This window comes from Bradyrhizobium sp. CCBAU 11434 (genome assembly GCF_028128895.1).
GTDB lineage: Bacteria > Pseudomonadota > Alphaproteobacteria > Rhizobiales > Xanthobacteraceae > Bradyrhizobium > Bradyrhizobium zhengyangense.
Map to the genome: position 1 here is coordinate 81,612 of NZ_LBJX01000090.1, position 22,096 is coordinate 103,707.

Below are 22,096 nucleotides of genomic sequence, written 5' to 3' on the forward strand. Positions count from 1 at the left end.
GCGAATATGCTCTGATTTGCCTGTGGGCGATAACCTTCCTGATGATCCCGAGACGCTGAAGGCGATGCTGCTGGCCGCGCTCCATGAGAGCGATCGGCTGCGCCAGATCATCAAGGAGTTGCAGCGTCATCGCTTTGGCCGGAAGGCCGAGACGCTTCCCGAAGAGCAGATGCTGCTCGGTCTCGAAGATGTCCAACAGGTCGAAGCCTGTACCGATGCCGGCCAAGACGCAGCGGTGCCGGAAGGCCGGGCGGAGCGGGCACGCAAGCGTCGCAACAATCGCGGAGCGCTGCCGGCGCATCTGCCGCGGATCGAGGTTGTCATCGACCTCGACGACAAGACCTGCCCCTGCTGCCAGGGCGAACTGCATCGGATCGGTGAAGACAAGAGCGAGCGGTTGGACATGGTGCCGGCGCAGTTCCGCGTTGTGGTGACCCGGCGGCCTAAATATGCCTGTCGTGCCTGCGAAGATGGCGTCCTGCAGGCCGAGGCTCCGGCCCGACTGATCGAGGGCGGCCTGCCGACAGAAGCCACCGTCGCTCAAGTTCTGGTGTCCAAATATGCCGATCATGCCGCTCTACCGGCAGGCCCAGATCTATGCCCGCCAGGGCATCCATCTCGACCGGTCGACGCTGGCAGACTGGGTGGGGCCTGCGGCCTTCCATCTGCGCCCGCTGCATGAGCGCCTTCTCACGGTGCTTCGAGCGAGGTCCAAGCTGTTCGCCGACGAGACGACGGTGCCGGTGCTCGATCCCGGTCGCGGGCGCACCAAGACCGGCCAGCTCTGGGCTTATGCCGCCGACGACAGGCCCTGGGCCAGCCTCGATCCGCCCGGCATCGCCTATGTCTATGCACCCGACCGCAAAGCCGAGCGGCTGTTCAACCATCTTGCCGGCTTCAAGGGCGTCCTGCAGGTCGATGGCTACAACGCCTACCCAAAGCTTGCCGATCGCGGAGAGGTTGAGCTCGCCTTCTGCTGGGTGCATATGCGGCGCAACTTCTACGAACTCGCGACAGCCGGCCCCGCTCCGATCGCGAGCGAGGCGCTGAAGCACATCGCCGCATTCTATGCGATCGAGAAGGAGATCCGCGGCCGTAGCGCAGAGGAGCGTCGCCTCGTGCGGCAGCAGAAGAGCCGACCACTGGCCGATGCCTTCGAGGTATGGCTGCGCGCCAAGTTGGCTCTCATCAGCCAGAAGATCAAGCTCGCCGAGGCCATCCGCTACGCCCTCTCGCGCCGGCAAGCCCTAACGCGCTTCATCGATGACGGCCGCATCGAACTCGACAACAATACGGTCGAACGATCAATCCGTGGTATCAAGCTCAGTCGCAAGAACGCGCTGTTTGCTGGATCCGACGGGGGCGCCGAACACTGGGCCGTCGTCGCAACTTTGGTCGAGACTTGCAAGATCAACGACGTCGATCCGCTCGCCTATCTCACCGACGTCCTGACAAGGATCGTCAACGCGCATCCAAACCGCGACATCGACCAGCTACTGCCCTGGGCCTACCACGCTCACGTCCTCAAAGCCGTGGCCTGAGAACGATGCTTACGATCAAGTACCATCATCGAGTCACTTACCTCAACAAGCCAAACGCTGCTGCGCGAGCTTCGCTTACGGATTGAAAGGGTGAGAGAGGACGAGGGTTCGTTTCCGTCGATCCGGAGTTGATGTTCAAGCAAGATATCGCCCGCGTTATCGACAAGCGGATGAGTAGCCCTGAAATCCATTATTGAGGTGAGTTCATCTCACCCAGCAAATTGTTCGCGCCAATCATTTTTGCGCTTGAGCAGCTCACTCGGGCGACCTCCGGCTTCGGTTCTTAGGAACCCGGCGCTCTTGTTCCCGAGCTGATGGCTGAAATATCGCGCTTTCTTTGAACCAGACTTCGTGCGGAAACAAAACGCAACGTCCGCTGTGCGTCGAGCCTTTCGGGCACCCGAGCTAGAGTATCGCTGCGGATGCGCAGCAATATGCTCTATGTCTCCGCCATAAACTCTGCCAGCTTGCTCTGGAAAGAAGATCTTGAGATCTCAACCACCGGTGGCTCGTCAACCAGGGCGTATGGCGGGACTGCAGTCGAAAATGAATCAGAGGAGAAACTCGATGGCGCCGAATTCAGGAAGGAGAGTATATCCGGCGAACCTTTGGCGATGCGCGTAGTACCGGCCATTAGTCGCGCTCGTTCTCATTTCATCGGCCTTGGAAGCGCATTTTGTATTGGATAAATTGCTGGTGCGCTGAAACATGAAGTCTCCCATTTGTATCGACGAGGTCGCGGGGGCTGCCGCCGATTGAGTGTTCCGCGTTGATGGTAAGCCTAACTGTGCGCATGCTGACACTTGGCATCAAGACGTCACCATTCCGAGCCGCTCCCGCATGGGCTCGTTCGAGATAGCGCCGCGAAGTGCGGGCCGTCCGCCTGCGGTGCTGGGTTGGCGCCGCCGGTCTCCGTCTTACTTTCAAGGGCGAGGGACAGTTTGAAGTTATTGCGCAGCATCGGGTTTGCGGGTTCCGCTGCGAGAGCTTGGCGGTAGAGTTCTTGGGCCTCTCGATGCCGGCCCTCCTGATCGAGAACAACTGCTTTGGCATTCAATGCGCGCAGGTCGCCAGGCGCTGCCAATAAGATCCCGTCGAGCACCTCAAGCGCATCATTCGGGCATTTGCGTGCCAGCAAAGCCCGCGCAAGAGGAATCGCGGCATCAACATTGTCCGGTCGTTGTTTCAGCGCATCGCGCAAAGCCTTTTCGTCAGCATCCCGGCCGAGGGCGAGAGCGATGCGCTCGCGCATAGCTGGATCGACCTCCTTGGCCCCCACCAGCTCTGCCGCAGACGTCGGCTGCTGTGACAGACCCGACTTGCGCGAGTTAACGCAACCTGCGAGCAGCACGATGGCAAGCATGGGGAGAAAGGCTGAGCACGAATGGCGGCGAAAGTTACGCCTGCGCCGCAGAACGTTAATCTTACATGAATTCATAAGCGACCTCACGACCCAAAACCTGTGCTCGTCAGCCGGCCGCAGGGAGGAGGTCACGATGCCCGCCTGTAGGAGTCTTGTCCTTGCCAGGCGCAAGTTTGACGGAGCCAATCGGCTGGACGGTGAAATCCGAGGCGAGATCCTGATAGGAGAGAACAGGTAGGTCTATTCCATTGCGGGTGAGAAAGCCGCGGACGAAGCGCCGAATATCCATCGATCCCAGGATAACTGGCTGGTTCTGACTGCGTGCGATGCTCGAATGGATCTGGCGAAATTGTGAAAGCAGCATCTCGCTTTGCCGATCCTCCAAAACGAGATAGGGACCGACAGCGGTCTCGCGCACCGCACTGCGCACGATATCCTCGGTCTCGCGCTCGACGATAAAAGCCGCCACAATACGATGGGCGTTGGCGTAGCGGTGACAGATCTGGCGCTTCAGAGCGGAGCGCACATATTCGGTGAGCAGTACGGCATTGTGTTCCCGTTCGCTCCATTCTGCAAGCGCCTCCAAAACCAAGCGGGTGTTCCGGATCGGGATGCCCTCGTCCAGCAAGCGACGTAGGACATCCGCGATGCGAGGGATCGGTGTCGTGCGCAGCACCTCTTTCACCAGATCGGCATATTCCTGCTCCATCCGGCCAAGCAACTGACGCGTTTCCTGAATGCCCACCAGGCGCTGTGCATAGCGTGTCAACGTTGACTGGACGCGCAAGGCGATGATTTCGCTCGGACGGTGGTGCCCTATTCCGGCAGCTTTGAGAGCAGGCGCATGGACTTGTTTGATCCAGATCCGATTCGTGTCTGGGTCGTGCCAAAAGGGGATCCCGCTCAAATCAATGTTCGCCACGTCGTCATTAAGTAAGAGTTGTGTAGGGTCAATGGCGCCCTCTTCCACGGGCACTCCTTCGACATCCACCCGGAATTGCGATTGGGCCAGGTGCTTTGCTATTTGGGCCGGAATGCGTGGAATTGTGATGCCAAGATCAGCTGAAACCAGTGCCGAAACCCGAGCGACGCACTGCTCGAGTTCCCCTACGTCGATTGCCTGCATCAGGCTCGGCGCTAACAACAGCGTAATTGGAAGTGCCTCCGCGGGCACGGCTTGCTTCTGACCCTGTGTGGAAGCGGGAGCCGGACCGGTGGGACCGGCGCCGGCTTTGGGAGCGGTCATGCCCTCTGGCACGCCAACCTTGAGAAAGCTGGCGGCGGAGAAGAGCGCGGCCAGTATGACAAAGGGAGGCAAAGGGAAGCCAGGAACGAGCCCCATCACAAGCAAGACACAGGAGGCCAAGCGTAGCGCTTGTGTGCTGGCCGTAAGTTGGTTGACGATATCGGCGCCGAGATTGAGTTTGGAAGGACCGTTGACACGAGTAACAATGGTTGCTGCGGTAATTGACAGCAGCAGGGCCGGAATCTGCGAAATGAGCGCATCACCGATCGTCAGGATGGTGTATTGATGCATCGCCTCCTCGAGGGACATGCCCTTGGAGAGAGATCCGATCGTGATGCCACCCAGCATGTTGATGCAGATGACTATGAGTCCGGCTATGGCATCGCCCTTTACGAATTTCATAGCGCCGTCCATCGCGCCGTGCAGTTGGCTTTCTCGCTCCAGCGCGCCGCGCCGGCTGCGGGCTTCGTGCTGATCGATATGGCCGTTGCGCAGCTCCGCGTCGATCGCCATCTGCTTGCCCGGCAGCGCATCGAGCGTGAAGCGCGCCGATACCTCCGCCACCCGTTCGGCGCCCTTGGCGAGAACCATGAACTGCACCATGGTCACGATCAGGAATATGACAATGCCGACGGCGATGTTGCCGGATATGACGAAATCGCCGAACGTATGGATGATGCTGCCGGCATCGCCCTCGGCTAGGATCAGTCGCGTCGTTGCAACGGTAAGAGCGAGACGAAACACGGTGGAGATCAGGATGACGCCCGGTAGGGACGAAAAGTCGAGCGGCGTGTTGAGATACAGGGCTACCATCAACAGCAATATGGCAAACCCCAGATTGAAGCCGATCAGCATATCGATCACGATGATCGGGATCGGCATGATCATCATTCCGATCGCCAGAAGAAGCATCAACGCGACCATAAAATCCGGGTGAGCCGGCGCGCGCGTGATGAGATTTCGTAGAAGGTTGGCCATGAGAAGCCTTATTTTTGTTCAATTGCAGCTGTGCTGCCCCGCAACAAAACATAGCGTTTGAAGACGGCTTGCGCTTCGGTCATGTGGCCAGCGTGACGCAGCGCGTGGCTGCGCATCAGCATCAAGGGTAGACACGAAGACGGCTCGTCATCCAGCTTGTCAAGCTTGTCCAATACCGACAGTGCTTCGTCACCGCAACGCTCCGAGATGAGAGCGTAGGCCAGGATGCGGAGCAGGCCGATATCTTGGGACTGTTCGTGAGCGACCAGACGCAACAGAGCCAGGCTCTTTGCGCTCTGTCCGCACGCAAGGTAGACATAGGAAAGCACGCAGAGCAAATCTCGCTCCGGCCCGGAGATCAGCTCGACAGCGCCGGCTTCAGAAGCGCGCTGTGTAGATGTGAAGTGTTGCACTTTGTCTGGCCCGGCCATCGCTAGCCTTTGATCAAGCCGTTGTGACTCTGCCGGAGCAGGATTAATCGCTGCAGCTCCAGCTGCAGAAGCGCGGCCCCTTCACGTGATACCAAATCCTCTGGCGCGGCTGATAGCGTATTAGCCAAACGCTCCAGAAGAAGGCCGTGTTGCTCTGGACCCAGAACATGCGAATGACGTAAGCGCGGCGTCACGAAGGAGAGCAGACCGTGCGCGAGATTTGGCTCATTAAGCCAAGCGAGTTCCGAGCCTGGCTCGACCTGACCTGGCAGGGCGCGCGCCTCGTCGAGATTGACGCGCGAAACTGCATCGATCGAACTGAGCTCGAGCGCGCTCTCGATCGTGGCGTCCACCAACGGATCCAGCACGTCGCTGTGACGAGAAATTGAGGTGTGGCTCTTGTTATCATTGCCACGCGTCCGATCAATCCCGATGGACTTGCCTCGAGAACGAACCGGCGTGTTGGCAGATGCATGATGATCGACGTTTGGCTCCTGAAAAGAGGTGCCAGGCTTGACGGGATTCGGGGGCAGCCTAGTCATGGCACTTTGCTTCCTTACCTGCGGCCTAAAACGCTAATAGGGTAGGCTGGCAAGCCGACCATCCCGGCTCAGCAGAACACGCCCTTCCTCAATCCCGCAGACGGTCCATCCATTGCTCAAGAGCGCGCCGACGAAATACTTTTGACCCGCAACGACAATATAGGGTTCGCTCCCGCGCCAAACAGCTTGGACCTCAATTGCTGGGGGCGTCTTCTCAACCTTGATGGCGACCGCATTGACGAGCGTATAAGCGCCATTGCTGTTTTGATCAAACCGCTGCTGGACGTCTCGCCATGTGGCGAGCGAGGCGGGCGTAACGGTGCCATCGGCGGTTACAACGCCCGCCCCAGAGCCGACCTTGATGCCGACAAGGCCCGCTCTGTCAACTTCCTCTTGCAGCCGCTCGGCAGCTGCATCGGTGGCCAGAGCATCAGGAGCGCTGAGCGCCAGCGTGGGTGCAATGGCCGTAGCAGGGGACGACCGACTTGACGCCACGGTGGTGTCGGTCTGGACAAAACTGGATGAGACTGCGCCAACCGCGGCAGAGCTGATCAGGACAAAAGTGAGAACGGCGAGCGATATACGCCGGCGGTTGATGGAGCCAGCGTGTTTGTAGTCCTCGCTCGTCCAGCGAATGGACATCGCCCCGGCATGCAAAACGAGAGGAAGAGGGACAACAATGGGCTCATTCGCTAAAACAGTCTCGTGCCCCTCGATCCTGACGTCCCTAGCAAGGGCCTCGATCTCGATTGAATTAGAATGCGGGGTGACACGGAGATGGTGCGGTTCGAGGCCTTGTTCGACGAAGATTAAGTCTGCATCGAGGCTGCTGCCAATCAGACACGATCCGATCCCCGCTTTACTTGTCAGCCCGGAATAACACCCCGACAGCACTTCGAAATGCAAGCAATTTGGTTCATTCACGGTCAGTTTCCTGAATAGCGAACGGGACCGTACGGCAAAACCGTACGGCCCGTTGCGACTTCACAGACTAAGCAGCCGGGGAAAGTGGGGCGGCGACGCCGCCCCATCTCATCCCTTACTGCACCCGCTCATCGGCCGCTTTTTTGATAGTCGAAAGCTCAGTCGAGACAACGCGAAGTTCCACATCCCTCTCAGCAGCCTTTGTGCTGGTCGCAGTCAGAGCGGCGATTTGCTTTTGGAATGCCGCCTCTCCAGCAACTTCAGCACCCGCGGAAGCGGCTGCAGCAGTAGCGGTGCCGGCTGCCCCACCTGCAGTCGAGGTACCAGACGCACCAACTCCTTTACCCATACTATTCTCCTGTTTGCTCGATTTCGCCGCCACGTGCGGCTCCTATATCCTAAGGTCGCAACATGCGACGTCAGGAATCCTCCTCCGTCTCGGCCATGACATCGTCGAAACGGCTCATTGCACTATTCGCAAATTGGAGAGCAATGGCTCCCACAGCGACGTTGAACGCTTGTTGCATAGCGGCTTCATGCGAGTTACCGCCCGGATTGGACGCGCCGCCGTTTGCTGGAATGTTGGCATCGGGTGACCGGCCATGATCGTCGCGCTCGCCAGGCTTGTGAGATCCGTTTTTGCCGCCGCCTTTGCCGCCAGCCGCATGGAGGTCAGCATCAACGTGCCCAGCGCCGCTGGAGCTCGTAACGCGCATCGGATTCTCCTATGTCAATTCGATCGTGCCAATGGAGGCAGTTTCCGCCCTCCACCATGCAAGTATTAGCTTTCGACAAGCTGACGAGTTGTAGAAAATGCAATAAGCCGATGGTCGATCATCATTATACGTCTTCATCAGCGGACCGTATTTGATCAAGTGGCCCGCGAAAGCTGGAGATCAGATGGTTAAGACAAACAAAGCTTGATCGGGTGAGCACGTTGCTCATCGTTTCGAAAGCCTCAATAGCGAAATATCAAAGCCCAAAAGCGTTTTGAGGTCGACGTGCTGCAATCTCGGGCTCACGTCCCTTGCAATGCCTCCGAGATCTTTCGACAATTTGCTTGCAGTCAGGTGAAGCGGCATGGAGCTTGACCTGGTCGGAGCCGAGGCGGAAAGCTAGAGTGACGGCCGATTGAGCGGCCAAGAGCGGTCCCTCGGTCCTGGCGGGCCCATAGCAGATCCGTCAATCGCCACCTACTTTGAGACCGAGCAGAAGCCGCCACTGGAGAAAGAGCCCTTTGGGACTTCTACCGCTCCGGACCAATGTGCTCTCGATCCTTGCGCAACCGGCAGGCTCCGCGGCTCGGCCGGTCCGTCGCGTAGTGTTAATGCATCGCGGTCTCGACAGGTGGCGTATGCAGTCGATCGAACTTCACAGCGGCAGACTGGGTTTGAGGTCGGATTCGAACGATCGAGTGCGGCCAACATAGTTTGTACGCAGTGAAGAGCCGAAATAGGGGGCGGTCTCAAGTTTGCTGGTAGAGCTTGCGCGGCCTATTGCTCGGCAGAGAGGGCCAACCGCGCGGAGTCCGCGCAAGCTCGATTAGGGTTTCCAGTGTGATCCTGAGAAGATAGCGTCGCTCCGACTAGGCGTTAGCGCCTGCAGCTTGCAAGCGCTCGGATTCGATGCGCGCCTTTAGGTTATTCAGATAATCCTCCGCGTAGGACTGGGCCACCGAAACCGGCAGGTTGATGCCGGCCGTCGCGGCTTCTTGAATGGCCTGCTTCACTAAGCCTTCTCGCATTGCTACTTTGACCTCAGGTCCGGCGATGCAGCCCACCGCCTGTGCCGCAAGGCTCAGCCCGGCTTCTTCCAGCGCTTGCTTTATGTTGCCGCCACTGATGGCAGTGTGAAGAAGATTTGCGGCTTGCGCCTCGGCTTCGAGCACCATTGACGCCAGATCGGCCAATTCACCCAAGCCTGGAATGAAGCCAAGTACACCGACTGCTGTTGCGGCCCAGTCGAATACCTTAGAGCCAACTTTGAGCACGTCGTTAAGTGCGTGCATGAAGGCGCCACCGTTCGTTTTGGGAGACTTGATGTCGGGCTGGTCTGCCATGCCCGTCGTCATGTCCGCGACCGCGGCCTGCTCGGCAGGCGTTCGGACGGCATGCGTCTTCACTTGGTGAACGGTGCGGTTCGCACCCGACATGGTGTTGAAGAACTGGGCGAAGTCGCTGTTGCTGATGTTGCCGGAATCGACCGTATGTCCGCCGCCGAAGTCGAAGAACTTGTGGTGGGTTTTGTAGCCCGTAATCGCGTTGTTCATCAACCCGAACAACACAGGATCGGAGAGCAGCTGGGAGGCCGCCTTTCGCACCTCGGGCGCGAGGCTCTTATCATCGACCATGCTCGCCAGCTTTTCCCGGGTCAGGTCACCCTTCCCGAAGAAAGCGTTTTGGTTCTTGCTGATCGTATTGAGCGTATCGAGCTCGGCTTGCGTGAGACTGATCGATGATGAAGCAACCTGCAGGAAGTCCTCTTTGTGGACCTTGTCTATCGAGCCACCGTACAACTGCTTCCATTCATCCGGGTGGTCGAGGAAGTATTGAGCGGCAGCGAGGACCTGTGGCGGGCATTTGCCGGTTTTGGCTTCGCCGTCGACGATACGCTTGAAATCCGCAAGGCTCAGGTTCTTAGGCAGGTTGTCGGCATAGCGATAGAGCTCGCGCAATGCATCGGTCTGAGTCATAACCGATGGCTCGTCATTCCGGGTGCCGTCGGAAGGGATGTAGTTTTGCGTATAGCTCTCTGCCCGCTGCTCCTGGAAAGCAGCAACCTGAGGGTGGTGATCGGAGAAGCCGGAGAGATCACCTGCTTTGATCTTCCCGCCACAGCGGCCGTCACCTTGCGAGCCTATCGCATAGAAGAGCTCTGGGTCCTGTTGCAACGCCTCGATCGCCGCCTTTAGATCCGGCGGTGTGGAGGGATCGTTGGCCAAATCTCCGAGAGATTTCCAATCCAGCGGGCATTTGTCTTTGTGTCGGTTCAGCACCGACACAATCTCCAGCTCGGCATCAGTCAGCGTGCCGCTGTTCCACGTGATCCTGGAGCTTTGTACGGGTGCCTCTGCAATCTTTGGCGCGCTCGCAGCGGAGGAGGACTCCGCGGAGGATGGCTCTGGGGCCTGCTGACATGCGTCCAGTGCGGCCTTGATCTCCGGCGAGAGGATGCTCCGCACCTCCTGCGTGAGTTCCTCCGTCAGCCGCTTGGCTGAGTCTGCAGCCGGCGGACTCTGTAGAGTGGAATGGTCATCGGCATTGTCTTTCAATGAGAAACTAGCCAGCATCGCCTCGAAGTTTGAAAGATCCCGCGCCGATGAGGGCCCGGGGGCCAGTCCGGACAAGCTCGAGCTGGCGGTTAGCGATAGGTTGTTGACTGACATTATACGTCCTCTGATTTGAGATCGCACCACAAGCCGGTCATGTGGCACAGCCGGAGAATCGCAACGAACAAAAGCAAGAAATGTCGATAGGCTTCGATAGCTCCTACCACTTGCTTCCGATTGCTCGGCGTGCCCCCAGGGCTCAGTTCCGCTACAATCTATAGGCACATCGCCGTCTAGATATTCACGCCGTATGGTAGGTTCGATTAGCTTTCCAAAAGCTGACGGCATTCGTAGGTTTCATAACGAGGCGCGAAATTACAGTGTGAAAGGCGGTGATGGTTCTTGATGTCGGAATCGGCTCGCCTGTTTTGTTTCGATCGCTCGCCTCCACGCCAGTTGGGTCGAATTGATGAACCCGAGTCTGCCGCTCTGCGGATGGTTACGTGCGCTGAGTCCTGCAACAACGTCGCAGGTCTCCGCAGCATCTGATGGTGAAATCACCCACGCCTAGCGATCTCGCGCCTGCGCCCAACGAGAGTATTGGCGTCTGCCCGATGAGCCAGATACGGAAATGATCGTATCAGAGTGACGGCGTAGATGCTCGAAAGAGTCCGACAGTTATTGTGCCGACCATGTTGCCCCGAGCGGATCGAAGCTCAGCTGCGCCTGGCATTGTTCATGTCATCATGCTTATCCGCTTGGCGAGTGTTCGCTCGAACCTACAGGCCAAGGGGAAGAGTCTAGCGATGGTTTGAGACGAATAAAACCTTCTTTTCGCCATTCCGCCCTGTGAGGCACACCCAGGTTGGTGAACGTGGTTCGGGGCAGCCCTGGTCGGTATGAGGTCGCGGCCTCTTAGCATTTCGATCTGAGCGGGCGTAGCAGTCTGGCCAGTGAAGACCCACTCGTCCTTGGCGGGACGGCCGTTCGCCATGGTGAAATCTCCAAGTTCCGGCGGAGCAACCCGTGCGGGCAACGCGAGCTCCGCTTGAGACGGTCCAGCGTGAGGTCACCCGGATATTGCCAAATAAGGTCGTTGCCGAAATCGGAGGCGTCCACGCGGTGCTGAGCGATCGGATGTTGGGAATTTGTCCGCTCGCCGCCGCTCAATGATGGCGCGAAACGCGATGATCTGCCTCCGAGTTCTTGCCAAATTAGGTCCTGGCTGTATTCGGGTATTTTATGCAATGCGAGTCTCTCGGACCGGCGGGCGACGAGGACGAGTGGGACACTGGGCTGTTGTCCGCCGGGCTTAGCGCGTTGAAGTCCATCCTGTTCCTCCTTTGGGACACGACGAAGCTCATTTGCATGGCAGAGTTCGTAGAGTTGTTCAAAAGCTCGCACGAGGCGCTAAAGCGGCAAAGCACGGTCGCCGATGCTGCTGGCCAGGACTCTGGTTCGCATCCGTGGCTCCGGCCTGGACGTTTATTGCGCCGCCCTGCGCCATCGGCCATCTACATATCGGCGCTCTGACAATGGCAGCAGCAGCTTTCGAAAAGCTGACAGGGGGCATAAACAGACGCATTGCACCTCTTCGTAGGCGATCTGTTGTCATCAGGTCATTTCTTACCTGCATCGGGTATGTGGACCATGCCGTCTTGATGTGGTGCCTCCGGCGAAGCAGCGTCGTTCGGTCGTCCTTCGCGAATGACCACGCTGGAGGATCCCCGAAACAGCATCAAAACCGACTCGTGCGGTGGCTTTTCGCCACCGCTCGGGTTTCGCCGTGCCTGTGCCTCCGCCGCAAGTCCTTTGAGTGTTTGCTCCACAAGCGCGACAAAGCGGGGCGGACCAGAGGCGAAGACGAGGCCATCTCCCGGTACGGCTCTCACGATGTAACGCTCGTCGGAGATGTTGAGCGCATCGAGTGCCGCCTTGAGCGCATCAAAGCTGATTGGACTCAAGACCAAAAGGCGGCTTTGCGCCTCATGCGCGTCGGATACATAGAGCACCAGCCCATCGTAGTACCATTGAAGATTGTAGAGATTGATCAACCGTTCGAGGAACTCTCGCGGTGGGAGATCCGGCAGCCGCCCGCGGATCCGCCCCTTCACCCCGGTGCTGACATTGACTTTGATATTTAGGTTGTTGCCGAATTCCTGCAGTGCGGCCGCGAGGTCCTGATCCAGAACTGTGTAACTATAAGGCGTCGATGGCAGCGCCAGGGGAGCGCCGAGCGCCTCGGCGACGCCCAAGCAAATGAAAACACCAGCATAGAGAAGTTTCTTCAAGATGTTCCGCCTTGTGGATGGAATGAGCATTCCTGCTATTTTTACGCTTGAGAACAAGCACCGGAATTCGTCCTAAAATTTGGGAGAAATTTGGAAGCCGCTGCTTCGCCGAAAATTGGAAGTTGACCGTGATCATTAGATTACAGCTGCTCGTCAGTTTTTGGTCAGCTTGCTTCTCTAGGGTGCCGGCCCGTTCGTGTGAACTGACGGCCCACCTCACTACGTGACAGAAATGATTTCCTCCATGTTGTTTTGCATTACGTCGACTCCTATCAACTCCGTCGAGTGTGCCTCCAACGGCTGTTCGCCGGCACACGCCCGGTTTGATGAGAGTCTTGCGCAGGCGGCCTCGAACCAAGGTGCCGCCTCTTCTGTGACCGAGCGCGCGCCAGCTCTATTGCTGCCGGAAGTGCAGCGCGCGGTCATGTCGGTGAGCCCGCTCGGCGATCGCGTCCTTCAGAGCATTTCTGCTATCCATCAGGGCAAACCATTTCCGTCGGATGCAGTTTCGCCGACGCTCGTCGGTGAGCCTGATCCTACCAAGGGTCTCCAGCTTGGGCCGGCAGCGCAACCAGTCTTGCGTGTAGAGCAAGTCGAGGTGCATCCAGCGGGCAAACCGGAAGGTGCGGATCATTTCGACTCGGCGCTGGCGAATCTGCGCGATGTTTACAACGGCGTCATCCAGGTTTCGCTCCTCTCCAAAGGGACAGGTGCTGTCAGTTCATCTCTGAACAAGCTTCTATCGGCAGGCTGAGCGGGCCGTTGGCTGTCTCGACGAAAGACAAGATCGGTAACGGCTGTCCCGCAAGAAAGCGGCTTCATGCTCTCGTCCTGTTGCCGCTTTTGCTGACCCTCGCCGGTTGCAAGGCTGATCTGTATACCAAAGTTCAAGAGCGCGAAGCCAACGAGATGCTTGGGCTGCTCCTGAGCAAGGGCGTCGATGCCATCCGTGTTGTCGGTAAGGATGGGACCAGCACAATTCAGGTGGAAGAAAAGCAGCTCGCCTACTCAATCGAGCTTCTGAATGACCAGGGCTTGCCGCGCCAACCCTTCAAGAGCCTTGGTGAGGTGTTCAAGGGGGCGGGCCTCGTTGCCTCTCCGGTTGAGGAGCGAGCCCGCTACGTCTATGCCCTCAGTGAAGAATTGTCGCGCACGATCAACGATATCGATGGGGTTCTCTCCGCCCGTGTTCATGTCGTTCTGCCGAAGAACGATCTTTTGCGACAGGATGCAACCCCGTCTTCGGCGTCGGTGTTCATTCGATACGCCTCGAACGCGAAGCTCTCGGCGTTGCTGCCGCAGATCAAGATGCTCGTCGCCAACAGCATCGAAGGTCTATCATACGACAAGGTGGCGGTCGTGTTCGTGCCGGTTGAGCGGGCTCAGCATGAGGTCTCCGTTGTGCCAGCGGCAGCTTCCGCCGAACCAACCAAGTTCATCGCAACCCACATTGTGATCGGTGCAGGAGGTGGGCTCGCCGCGTTGGGCATTCTATCTTACGTGCTGCTGAGCACACGTGGGCGACAGCTTCGTCAATCCTGGCGAAAAGCGACAAGTTTCGGCAGAGATGCCAGCAAGCCAGCGGTCCAGTCCGCCGGCAAAAAGCCCTCCACCGATCTGAAATAGCGGCAGCAGGTCCGTATCGATGGCATCCACTAACCCAAGTTATTCACTCAACCCGCATTCCGATCGCCTGCGCGAGCTTGCCGCTTTGATCCATCCCAGTCGGTTTGCCGGCCATCTTGATGGGCTCCTGTCGGCCGCCACAGTGCTGAAGTTGCAGAACTCTCCGAGACTGCAGCGAAGGCTGGTCGAATTGCTGCTAGGTAGTGAGCTGGTTTCGAACGGAACCGACTGGGGTAGGGACGTTCTGCTCGGGCATGATCCGCGTCGGGCGGGGCTGCTCGCTGGCGGTATCTGGCATGCCCGTTCGGTGCTGAAGCTTGTGTCAAGGCATGACGTAGCGATTCTGATCGAAAATATTGGTGCGGAAGCACATGCTTTCGCAATCCGACATTTATCCAGCGCCGTCGCAACCACATCGATTGACGATCCGCAGAAGCTGGCGAGCCAGATTGAACATGACGGATGTGCCTGCCTTGGAACTTGGCTCAAGGACGCATCAGAACTTGACCGTGTGCGCGTTCTTTTCCGCTTACCTGTGGGGACCGCCGCCGACTCCCCAGCAGCCGAACACCACAACTCAGCGGGTCAGTTAATGTCTTTGGTGGTGGCCCACTTGGCCACGGAGGAGCCAGCGGCATGACCGCCGATGAAACAGTCTTGCCAGATAGCCCGCGGATACGGCCGCTTGGTCCGCTCATACCAGCCGCGGAACTTGGCATCTGGTACGATGCGGTGCAGACGCGCGCGCTAGCCGAGCGATACCTGCGGCAGGTTCGCAGTTGGGCAAGGAAGGCCTATCAGCAGGAGCGGGAGCGCGGGCACTGCGAGGGTCTAAGGTCAGGCTCGGACGAAATGGCACGGCTGATTGCCGGAGCTGCTTCCGATGTGGCCCGGCGAAAAGCCGTTCTGCACCAGGAGTTACCACAGCTCGTCATTGAGATATTGACCGATTTGTTGGGCTCCTTTGATCCGGGTGAGATGTTGGTAAGAACCGTTCGTCACGCCGTCGAGAAAAGATATGGCAGCGCAGAAGTATGCCTTCACGTGTCTCCTGTGAACGCTGAGGCACTAAGACATGAATTCTTGGCGTTCGATGGAACGAATGGTCGGCCGAGAGTCACAATTGATCCGGACCCCGCCGTGGGGCCGGACCAGTGCGTTCTGTGGAGTGAGTTCGGCAGTGTCGATTTAGGACTTGCCGCGCAGCTCCGCACATTGCGTCTCGGCCTTAATCCATCTTCTCAGGAAAGCTACCCGTGACGACGCAACGATCAGGCCAAGATCAAGCCGGCGGAGAAGGAGATGTGCATGCGGCGATAGCATCTCTGCGATTCGCAGCAAAGGATGTCGATACGCGTGCCGTGCGGGGACGGATCACGCGTGCCATCGGCACCTTGCTCCATGCCGTGTTGCCAGGGGCCCGTGTTGGAGAACTTTGCCTGTTGCAGGATCACGCTGCCGGATGGTCACTTGAGGCGGAAGTCATCGGTTTGCTGCCGGACGGAGTGTTGCTGACGCCCATTGGCGATATGGTAGGCTTGTCCCACCGCGTGGAAGTGCTCCCGACCGGGCGCATGCAGGAAGTGTCAGTCGGGCCCGACCTGCTCGGCCGCGTGATCGATAGCTTCGGCCGTCCACTCGATGACAAGGGCCCGATAAAAACGGTCCACACTTGTCCGCTCCGCGGCAAGGCGCCCAACCCGATGAGGCGGCGTGGCATCGAGCAGCCGTTTCCGCTCGGCGTTCGCGTTCTGGACGGACTTCTGACGTGTGGCGAAGGTCAGCGGATCGGAATCTATGGAGATGCCGGTTGCGGTAAGTCGACGCTGATGTCGCAAATTGTAAAAGGCGCGGCCGCCGATGTCACCGTGGTTGCGCTCATAGGGGAGCGTGGACGCGAGGTGCGTGAATTCATCGAACGTCATATTGGAGATGCCCTCGCTCGCACGATCGTTGTCGTTGAGACATCCGATCGATCGGCAATGGAGCGCGCGCAATGCGCTCATATGGCGACCGCACTCGCCGAGTATTTTCGTGATCAAGGGCTGCAGGTCGTTCTGATGATGGATTCGCTGACGCGCTTTAGCCGTGCGATGCGCGAAATCGGCCTTGCCGCCGGAGAACCTCCCACCCGGCGCGGCTTTCCTCCTTCCGTCTTTGCGCTGCTTCCTGGTCTGTTGGAGCGAGCCGGTATGGGCGAGCGGGGCTCGATCACGGCATTCTATACCGTGCTTGTCGAAGGTGACGGCACGGGCGATCCGATCGCCGAAGAGTCGCGCGGCATTCTCGATGGTCATATCATTCTTTCGCGCGCGCTGGCCTCGCGAGAGCATTTTCCCGCCATCGACGTGCTATCGAGCCGAAGTCGTGTCATGGACGCGGTCGCCTCTGGTCCACATCGCAAGGCGGCATCCGCATTCCGCGATCTGCTCTCGCGCTACAATGAGGCTGAGTTCCTGATCAAGGTCGGTGAATACAAGCCGGGCAACGATCCACTGACTGATCGCGCAATCGAGTCAATCGAGGAACTGCGCGCATTCTTGCGCCAGGGACAGAACGAGCCGTCTAGCTTTGAGGAGACCGTATCATGGATGTCGCGTCTGACGGCCTGAATCTCGTGCAAGCGTCGAAATTGCGGCTGGTGAAAGACATGAGAGAGCGAAGCGCGCTTCGTGAGTTGTCGAACATGGAAGCCAGGCGCCAAATTGCGGACGCAGCGCTGCAGCGAGCGTCTGAGAATCTTAAAGGCGCGGAGAAGCGTCGCGCCAAGGCCGAAGCTGAACTTTATCAGGAGCTGGCGTCGCTCGAGATGATGTCCGTGACCGAGCTCGATCGTCGCTGTCAACTCGTCCTTGGGCGGCTGGCAGCAGAGATCGAATCGGCACGCCAGGCGCGTGAGGAGGCGCGCATCGCGCATGAGCAGGCTCAGCGGGCGGTGAATGAGGCGCGGACCATATGGGCCAAGCGTTCGGCGGCGAGCCAGAAATGGGAGGAGATTGAGGGCGATGTCCAGCGCACTACCGCTGCCCGTTCGGAGTGTGCAGCCGAAATCGATGCCGACGACGAAGTCTTGCTCCGATATAAGGGTGATTCGCGCAGCCAAGCGGTCGATGGCTCGAACTAATGGCTGGTTCTCTTATCACGTCGCGAGCTGCGCCCGCGGAACCTGTCGATAAATGCCATGGGTGAACCCGCACTATTTCAGCCAGCGGCAAAGCTGTCGCATGAAGTGGTCTCCTGGCTCAACGAGACCGCCGCACCGCGCACGGTTCTGCAGAGCCGCATTGGCGATAATCCGCTATCGATCCGTATGAGCCGGCTTGTCTGGCAGGCCGAGCCATATGCCATGTCGGTGCTCGACTGCGTATTTTGCGCCGGAGGCGAGACCGCTGTGTTGTCCTTGCCCCGCCTTCTCGTCGAGGCACTGATTTCAACGGTCCAGCATGGCCTTACTTTACCTTCCGACCCAACCCGCTCGCTCCTTCTCGAACTTGCACTGGAACCTTGGCTCGCTCCATTAGAGATCGCGCTCGCGCGGAATTTGCAGCTGATCCGCGTCGAAGAGGCAACGGCCAAAGGCCCCTATTTGGAGTTCGACGTTACCTTCGGGGCGTTGGCGGCCAAGGCTCGCCTGTACTTGTTCGCGCCTCTTGACGGTCTGGTTCCGTCTGCGTTTCGTGTCCTAGGCGAGTTGATCGGCCAATTACCGCGAGATTTACGTAAGATTTCTTCGGAATTGCCGGTCGTAATTGCGAGAGAGATCGGCTCGCTGCGCGCGCCCATCAAGGTTCTTCGCCAGGCAGAGCCCGGCGACGCACTGCTGCCCGACGTCATTCCCTTTGCCCATGGCCAGCTCATCCTCGCTGCGGACAAGTTGTGGGCGCCGGCGCAGGTCGCGGGCGACAGACTTATAGTTCGGGGACCATTCCGCCCGCAGTCCCATCCTCTAAGGTATGCAAATATGACGATACGCCCCCAAGCTGAACAAGCAATCCCGCCCTCGGAAGCCGACATCGACAGTGTTGAGATCACGCTTGTGTTCGAATGCGGCCGCTGGCCCATCCCGCTGGGTACGTTGAGAAGCATCAACGAGGGGCACGTGTTCGAGCTTGGCCGGCCGGTGGACGGTCCGGTCGACATTGTTGCCAATGGTCAATTGATTGGCCGCGGCGACATCGTACGTGTCGGTGAAGCGTTGGGCATCCGGTTACTTAGCAAGTTGGCGGTCAATGGTTGACATTCAACCGAGCATCCTTGCGCTTGTTGCGGCGACCGCCGGCCTTGGTCTGCTGGCGTTCGCAGTTGTCACAACAACGGCGTTCATCAAGGTTTCCGTCGTTCTCTTCCTGATCCGCAACGCGCTCGGCACTCAGTCCATACCGCCGAACATCGTTCTGTATGGTGCTGCATTGATCCTTACCGTGTTCATAGGCGCCCCAGTATTCGAACAAACCTACAACCGCGTGACCGATACGCAACTTCGTTACCAAACCGCCGATGACTGGTTGACCGCCGCCAAGGAAGGTAGCGAGCCGCTGCGCGCCCATCTCAAAAAGTTCACCACTGAGGAGCAGCGCACGTTCTTCCTGTCGTCGACGGAACATATCTGGTCGGAGGAGATGCGTGCCAACGCAACCGCCGATGATTTTGCCATCCTCGTGCCGTCTTTTTTGATCTCGGAGCTTAAGCGTGCGTTTGAAATCGGTTTCCTTCTCTATCTTCCGTTCATCACGATCGACCTGATTGTGACGACAATTCTGATGGCCATGGGCATGTCAATGGTATCACCAACAATGATTTCCGTTCCTTTCAAGCTCTTTCTGTTCGTCACAATCGACGGCTGGTCGCGGCTCATGCACGGATTGGTTTTAAGCTACGCATCCCCGGGGGGGTAAGATGGACGAGGCCAGCATCCTCACCCACCTGAGCCGATCATTAGTCCTGTTCATGATCTGGGTTCTACCGCCGCTCCTGGCAGCCCTCGTGGCCGGATTGGGTATTGGCATCGTGCAGGCAGCGACCCAGCTCCAGGATCAAACCTTGCCGCTTACCGTGAAGCTTCTCGTCGTCGTCGCTGTGCTCGTTCTATTTGCTCCGGTGCTGAGCGCGCCGCTGATCGAGCAAGCCCAGCGTATCTTCACTGAGTTCCCCGCGCTCACAGCGAGATATTAGTACACGCGGAACGCAAGCCTGTCTAAGTTTCAGCTATAGCGTTGCGTTTGTTGGCCTTCATTGCGGGGCGAGTTCGTCAGCTTATCGAAAGCTCGCCTCACTATTATGAGACGAATAGACATCCGAACTGTCCTGTTCGGCTCTATGAGCCTGCCGTATTCGGAGGAAGAATGACCCCTTTGGAATTTCTATCCGTTCGATTCTGGTTTTGCTCGCGATGTGATGGAATTACCTACTGAGACTTGGTCCTCGTGCACAGCCTGGCGAGTTGCGACGCAAGTGAACGGGCGAACTGCTTTGATTGTAAGCGGCCCCACGATTCTGGCGTTCTGGTGAATGAGCCTGCGAATGAAGGTGCCGCTCGAGACCGATCTCCATAGACTGAGAAATTGATGGGAGCTTCGAGGCCCTCAAATCACCGAACCGCGCTGCGGCCGGTGAGAGCCGAAACAGCTTGGCTTGTGGGCCGCGCAGCGCCGCGATTTGGCCGGTGCTCTCATCGAATGGTTATACCTCTGCGACGGATGGCTCTAGCCATATGGATGGTTGACGCCGAAGTCATCTACCCTGTGGGATGCGTGTCGCTCTGCAACCGCTGGAACGGGAGGGCCGCTGATCTGCAGAGTTCTTGACGTCTCACATCATGTCGACGCGAGTGCGAGGGTTGCATGGCTGAAGCAACGACGAGCTGAGCTCAAATGGATGTCTTGTCACCCACCGAGACGCAAACGCTGGTTCAGACTGCTGTCGAGTTCGTCGTTGCGGCCGGGCTTGGCGCGGCCCGGGTCCTCGGCATTATGCTGGTTCTTCCGGTATTCACGCGACCGCACATTAGCGGGCTTATCCGCGCAAGCGCGACGGTTGTGATTGGATTGCCTTGCTTGGTGCAGATCAGGAACGGCTTGCAGACGCTAGATCCGGGCACCCGTATGATTGCGGTCTCGCTCCTCGGTTTGAAGGAGATATTTATCGGCCTGCTGTTCGGTTTTCTGCTTAGTATACCGCTTTGGAGCATCCAGGCCGTTGGTGACATCATTGATACCCAGCGCGGCATCTCCAGTCAGGTGGACGATCCTGCGACACGCAGTCAAACCGCCCCGATGGCGCTCTTTCTCGGGACTGCCGCGGTTACGATCTTCGTTGTATCAGGAGGTCTGCAGACCATGGTCAAATGCCTCTATGGAAGTTATCTGATCTGGCCCGTGTATCGGCTGCTACCGCCCCTAACCCAGCAAGGGGCAATGGAGTTTATCGGGCTCCTCGACCATATCATGCACACGACCCTCGTGGTTGCCGGGCCCGTGCTGGCTCTGCTGCTTCTGATTGACGTATCCCTCATGCTGCTGGGGCGCTTTGCGCCGCAAATCAAGCTGAACGATCTCTCTCCGACCATCAAGAATGCCGCTTTTGGCATCATCATGGTCAGCTACGCCGTCTTCCTGATCGAATATATGGGAGCAGAGATCATTCGGTTCAACGGCGTGCTGGAGTGGCTCGAGAAGTTCTTGAAATGAACGACACGAGCGAAGAGAAAAACCTTCCACCAAGTCACAAGAAGCTGAGGGACGCGCGTAAGAAAGGGCAGAGCCCGCGCAGCGCCGACTTTGTGACCGCGGCAAGCCTTTGCGCTGGTTTCGGTTGCCTGTGCTTCAGGGCCAGCTCGATCGAAGACGGATGGCGCGAAGCCGTGAGGCTCATCGACAAGCTGCAGGAACAGCCCTTCAACAATGCGTTCCGGCAGGCGTTGGTCGGATTGATGGACCTCTCTATAGCAGCCGCGGCCCCCATCCTAGGTGCGGCGGTGGTTGCGGCGATTCTGGCCGGTGTCTTGGCCGGCGGGGGCCTGACGATTTCGGTTGAGCCGCTTAAACCCAGCTTTGAGAAATTGGATCCCGTCAAAGGGCTGAAGCGGATTGTCTCCCAACGGTCGGCTGTCGAACTTGGAAAGTCTATCGTCAAAGTGTTGGTTCTTGGCGCTACGTTCGTTTTCACTGTGCTCGCAAGTTGGAGGGCACTGGTATACTTGCCCGTTTGCGATTTGAGCTGCTTTGGTTTTGTCTTTAAAGAGCTCAAGGTGCTGATCGCGATCGCTGCCGGCGCTCTTCTGATTGGCGGCTTGGCTGATCTGCTCATTCAGCGTTGGTTGTTCTTGCGCGACATGCGCATGACGCAGAGCGAAGCCAAGCGCGAGTCCAAGGAACAGGATGGTAATCCGCAGATCAAGGGTGAACACCGCAGGCTCCGCCGGGAGTCGGCGAACGAGTCTCCGCTTGGCGTCCACCGGGCGACAGTGATACTGACGGGGCGAGCGACGTTGATTGGGCTGCGCTACGTTCGGGGCGAGACCGGCGTCCCGGTATTGGTGTGCCGCGGTGAGGGCGAAACGGCTTCACAATTACTGGCGGAGGCGCGCGCCCAACGTCTGAGCATTGTCGAGGATCATGTGTTGGCGCGTCAGCTGATCCGAAAAGGTGCGATGGGCAAGGCCGTTCCGATGGAGTGTTTCGAGAGGGTTGCAAAGGCAGTCTTTGCCGCCGGCCTCGCTTAGCGTCGCGCAAACATCGGCGCGCTCAAACCACTGGTCAATGACCGAACTGTCCCAGAACCTGATCTGCGAGCTGTACGATCCCCAAAACAGGACCGAGCAAAGATTGGAGTCCAGGAGGCTCGTCGGCCGATTCCAAACTGATATGGACCAGAATGCCAACCGACGT

The 22,096-nt window shown here is 58.4% G+C and carries 20 protein-coding genes and 1 pseudogene; 12 read left to right on the plus strand and 9 right to left on the minus strand.

All coding sequences use genetic code 11. The features are described 5' to 3' along the window. Nucleotides 1-64: 64 nt before the first annotated feature. Nucleotides 65-1,541 (plus strand): annotated as a pseudogene (gene tnpC, locus XI06_RS22100) (IS66 family transposase). A gap of 817 nt (nucleotides 1,542-2,358) precedes the next feature. On the opposite strand, the gene XI06_RS22105 reads toward tnpC, so the two are convergent. The 9 genes from XI06_RS22105 to XI06_RS22145 all read right to left on the minus strand — a co-directional run bounded on the left by XI06_RS22105 (nucleotide 2,359) and on the right by XI06_RS22145 (nucleotide 12,614). Further along, nucleotides 2,359-2,904: a tetratricopeptide repeat protein gene (locus XI06_RS22105; protein ID WP_271606480.1), complete on the minus strand. Its 546-nt coding sequence runs from the start codon at nucleotides 2,902-2,904 to the stop codon at nucleotides 2,359-2,361. A gap of 106 nt (nucleotides 2,905-3,010) precedes the next feature. After that, nucleotides 3,011-5,128: a type III secretion system export apparatus subunit SctV gene (sctV, locus tag XI06_RS22110; RefSeq protein ID WP_271606481.1), complete on the minus strand. Its 2,118-nt coding sequence runs from the start codon at nucleotides 5,126-5,128 to the stop codon at nucleotides 3,011-3,013. A gap of 8 nt (nucleotides 5,129-5,136) precedes the next feature. Continuing rightward, complete coding sequence (locus XI06_RS22115; RefSeq protein ID WP_271606482.1) at nucleotides 5,137-5,559, minus strand: histidine kinase; 423 nt, start codon at nucleotides 5,557-5,559, stop codon at nucleotides 5,137-5,139. Nucleotides 5,560-5,561: 2 nt separating this feature from the next. Continuing rightward, complete coding sequence (locus XI06_RS22120) at nucleotides 5,562-6,101, minus strand: hypothetical protein (protein ID WP_271606483.1); 540 nt, start codon at nucleotides 6,099-6,101, stop codon at nucleotides 5,562-5,564. Between the two features lie 33 nt (nucleotides 6,102-6,134). Then, nucleotides 6,135-7,025, minus strand: coding sequence for a SctD/MshK family protein (locus XI06_RS22125; protein WP_271606484.1), 891 nt, complete (start codon nucleotides 7,023-7,025; stop codon nucleotides 6,135-6,137). A 115-nt stretch (nucleotides 7,026-7,140) separates the two neighbouring features. Further along, complete coding sequence (locus tag XI06_RS22130; protein WP_265440826.1) at nucleotides 7,141-7,407, minus strand: nodulation protein NopA; 267 nt, start codon at nucleotides 7,405-7,407, stop codon at nucleotides 7,141-7,143. A 37-nt stretch (nucleotides 7,408-7,444) separates the two neighbouring features. After that, nucleotides 7,445-7,741, minus strand: a complete 297-nt coding sequence (locus XI06_RS22135; protein ID WP_271606485.1) for a hypothetical protein — start codon at nucleotides 7,739-7,741, stop codon at nucleotides 7,445-7,447. An 869-nt stretch (nucleotides 7,742-8,610) separates the two neighbouring features. Next, a complete protein-coding gene (locus XI06_RS22140; RefSeq protein WP_442868380.1) occupies nucleotides 8,611-10,410 on the minus strand; it encodes an HrpF/NolX family T3SS translocon protein in 1,800 nt (599 codons plus the stop codon). Nucleotides 10,411-11,912: 1,502 nt separating this feature from the next. Beyond that, nucleotides 11,913-12,614, minus strand: coding sequence for a secretin N-terminal domain-containing protein (locus tag XI06_RS22145; protein WP_271606486.1), 702 nt, complete (start codon nucleotides 12,612-12,614; stop codon nucleotides 11,913-11,915). A 202-nt stretch (nucleotides 12,615-12,816) separates the two neighbouring features. Between XI06_RS22145 and XI06_RS22150 the strand changes: the two genes are divergently transcribed. From XI06_RS22150 to XI06_RS22200, 11 genes are all read left to right on the plus strand, one after another. After that, nucleotides 12,817-13,338: a nodulation protein NolB gene (locus tag XI06_RS22150; protein ID WP_271606487.1), complete on the plus strand. Its 522-nt coding sequence runs from the start codon at nucleotides 12,817-12,819 to the stop codon at nucleotides 13,336-13,338. Nucleotides 13,339-13,346: 8 nt separating this feature from the next. After that, nucleotides 13,347-14,210: a type III secretion system inner membrane ring lipoprotein SctJ gene (gene sctJ / locus XI06_RS22155; RefSeq protein WP_442868381.1), complete on the plus strand. Its 864-nt coding sequence runs from the start codon at nucleotides 13,347-13,349 to the stop codon at nucleotides 14,208-14,210. Between the two features lie 19 nt (nucleotides 14,211-14,229). Then, a complete protein-coding gene (locus XI06_RS22160) occupies nucleotides 14,230-14,850 on the plus strand; it encodes a nodulation protein NolU (RefSeq protein ID WP_271606488.1) in 621 nt (206 codons plus the stop codon). Further along, the gene (gene sctL / locus XI06_RS22165) at nucleotides 14,847-15,470 is read left to right on the plus strand and encodes a type III secretion system stator protein SctL (protein ID WP_271606489.1); all 624 of its coding nucleotides are present in this window, start codon (nucleotides 14,847-14,849) and stop codon (nucleotides 15,468-15,470) included. Before XI06_RS22160 ends, sctL begins: the two co-directional genes overlap by 4 nt. Continuing rightward, on the plus strand, nucleotides 15,467-16,822 hold the full coding sequence (gene sctN, locus XI06_RS22170; protein WP_271606490.1) for a type III secretion system ATPase SctN: 1,356 nt from the start codon (nucleotides 15,467-15,469) through the stop codon (nucleotides 16,820-16,822). The genes sctL and sctN overlap by 4 nt, the downstream gene beginning before the upstream one ends. Further along, a complete protein-coding gene (locus tag XI06_RS22175; protein ID WP_271606491.1) occupies nucleotides 16,798-17,334 on the plus strand; it encodes a hypothetical protein in 537 nt (178 codons plus the stop codon). Before sctN ends, XI06_RS22175 begins: the two co-directional genes overlap by 25 nt. Nucleotides 17,335-17,391: 57 nt before the next feature. Next, nucleotides 17,392-18,447 carry a type III secretion system cytoplasmic ring protein SctQ gene (gene sctQ, locus XI06_RS22180; RefSeq protein WP_271606492.1) on the plus strand — a complete coding sequence of 352 codons (1,056 nt, stop codon included), beginning with the start codon at nucleotides 17,392-17,394 and terminating at the stop codon, nucleotides 18,445-18,447. Beyond that, a complete protein-coding gene (gene sctR / locus XI06_RS22185) occupies nucleotides 18,440-19,105 on the plus strand; it encodes a type III secretion system export apparatus subunit SctR (RefSeq protein WP_027563377.1) in 666 nt (221 codons plus the stop codon). The genes sctQ and sctR overlap by 8 nt, the downstream gene beginning before the upstream one ends. Nucleotide 19,106: 1 nt before the next feature. Beyond that, nucleotides 19,107-19,382, plus strand: a complete 276-nt coding sequence (locus XI06_RS22190) for an EscS/YscS/HrcS family type III secretion system export apparatus protein (protein ID WP_027563378.1) — start codon at nucleotides 19,107-19,109, stop codon at nucleotides 19,380-19,382. Between the two features lie 698 nt (nucleotides 19,383-20,080). Beyond that, nucleotides 20,081-20,896: a type III secretion system export apparatus subunit SctT gene (gene sctT, locus XI06_RS22195; protein ID WP_271606493.1), complete on the plus strand. Its 816-nt coding sequence runs from the start codon at nucleotides 20,081-20,083 to the stop codon at nucleotides 20,894-20,896. After that, entirely contained in the window at nucleotides 20,893-21,930 is a 1,038-nt protein-coding gene (locus XI06_RS22200) for an EscU/YscU/HrcU family type III secretion system export apparatus switch protein (RefSeq protein ID WP_271606494.1), read from the plus strand. The genes sctT and XI06_RS22200 overlap by 4 nt, the downstream gene beginning before the upstream one ends. The last annotated feature ends 166 nt before the right edge of the window (nucleotides 21,931-22,096 follow it).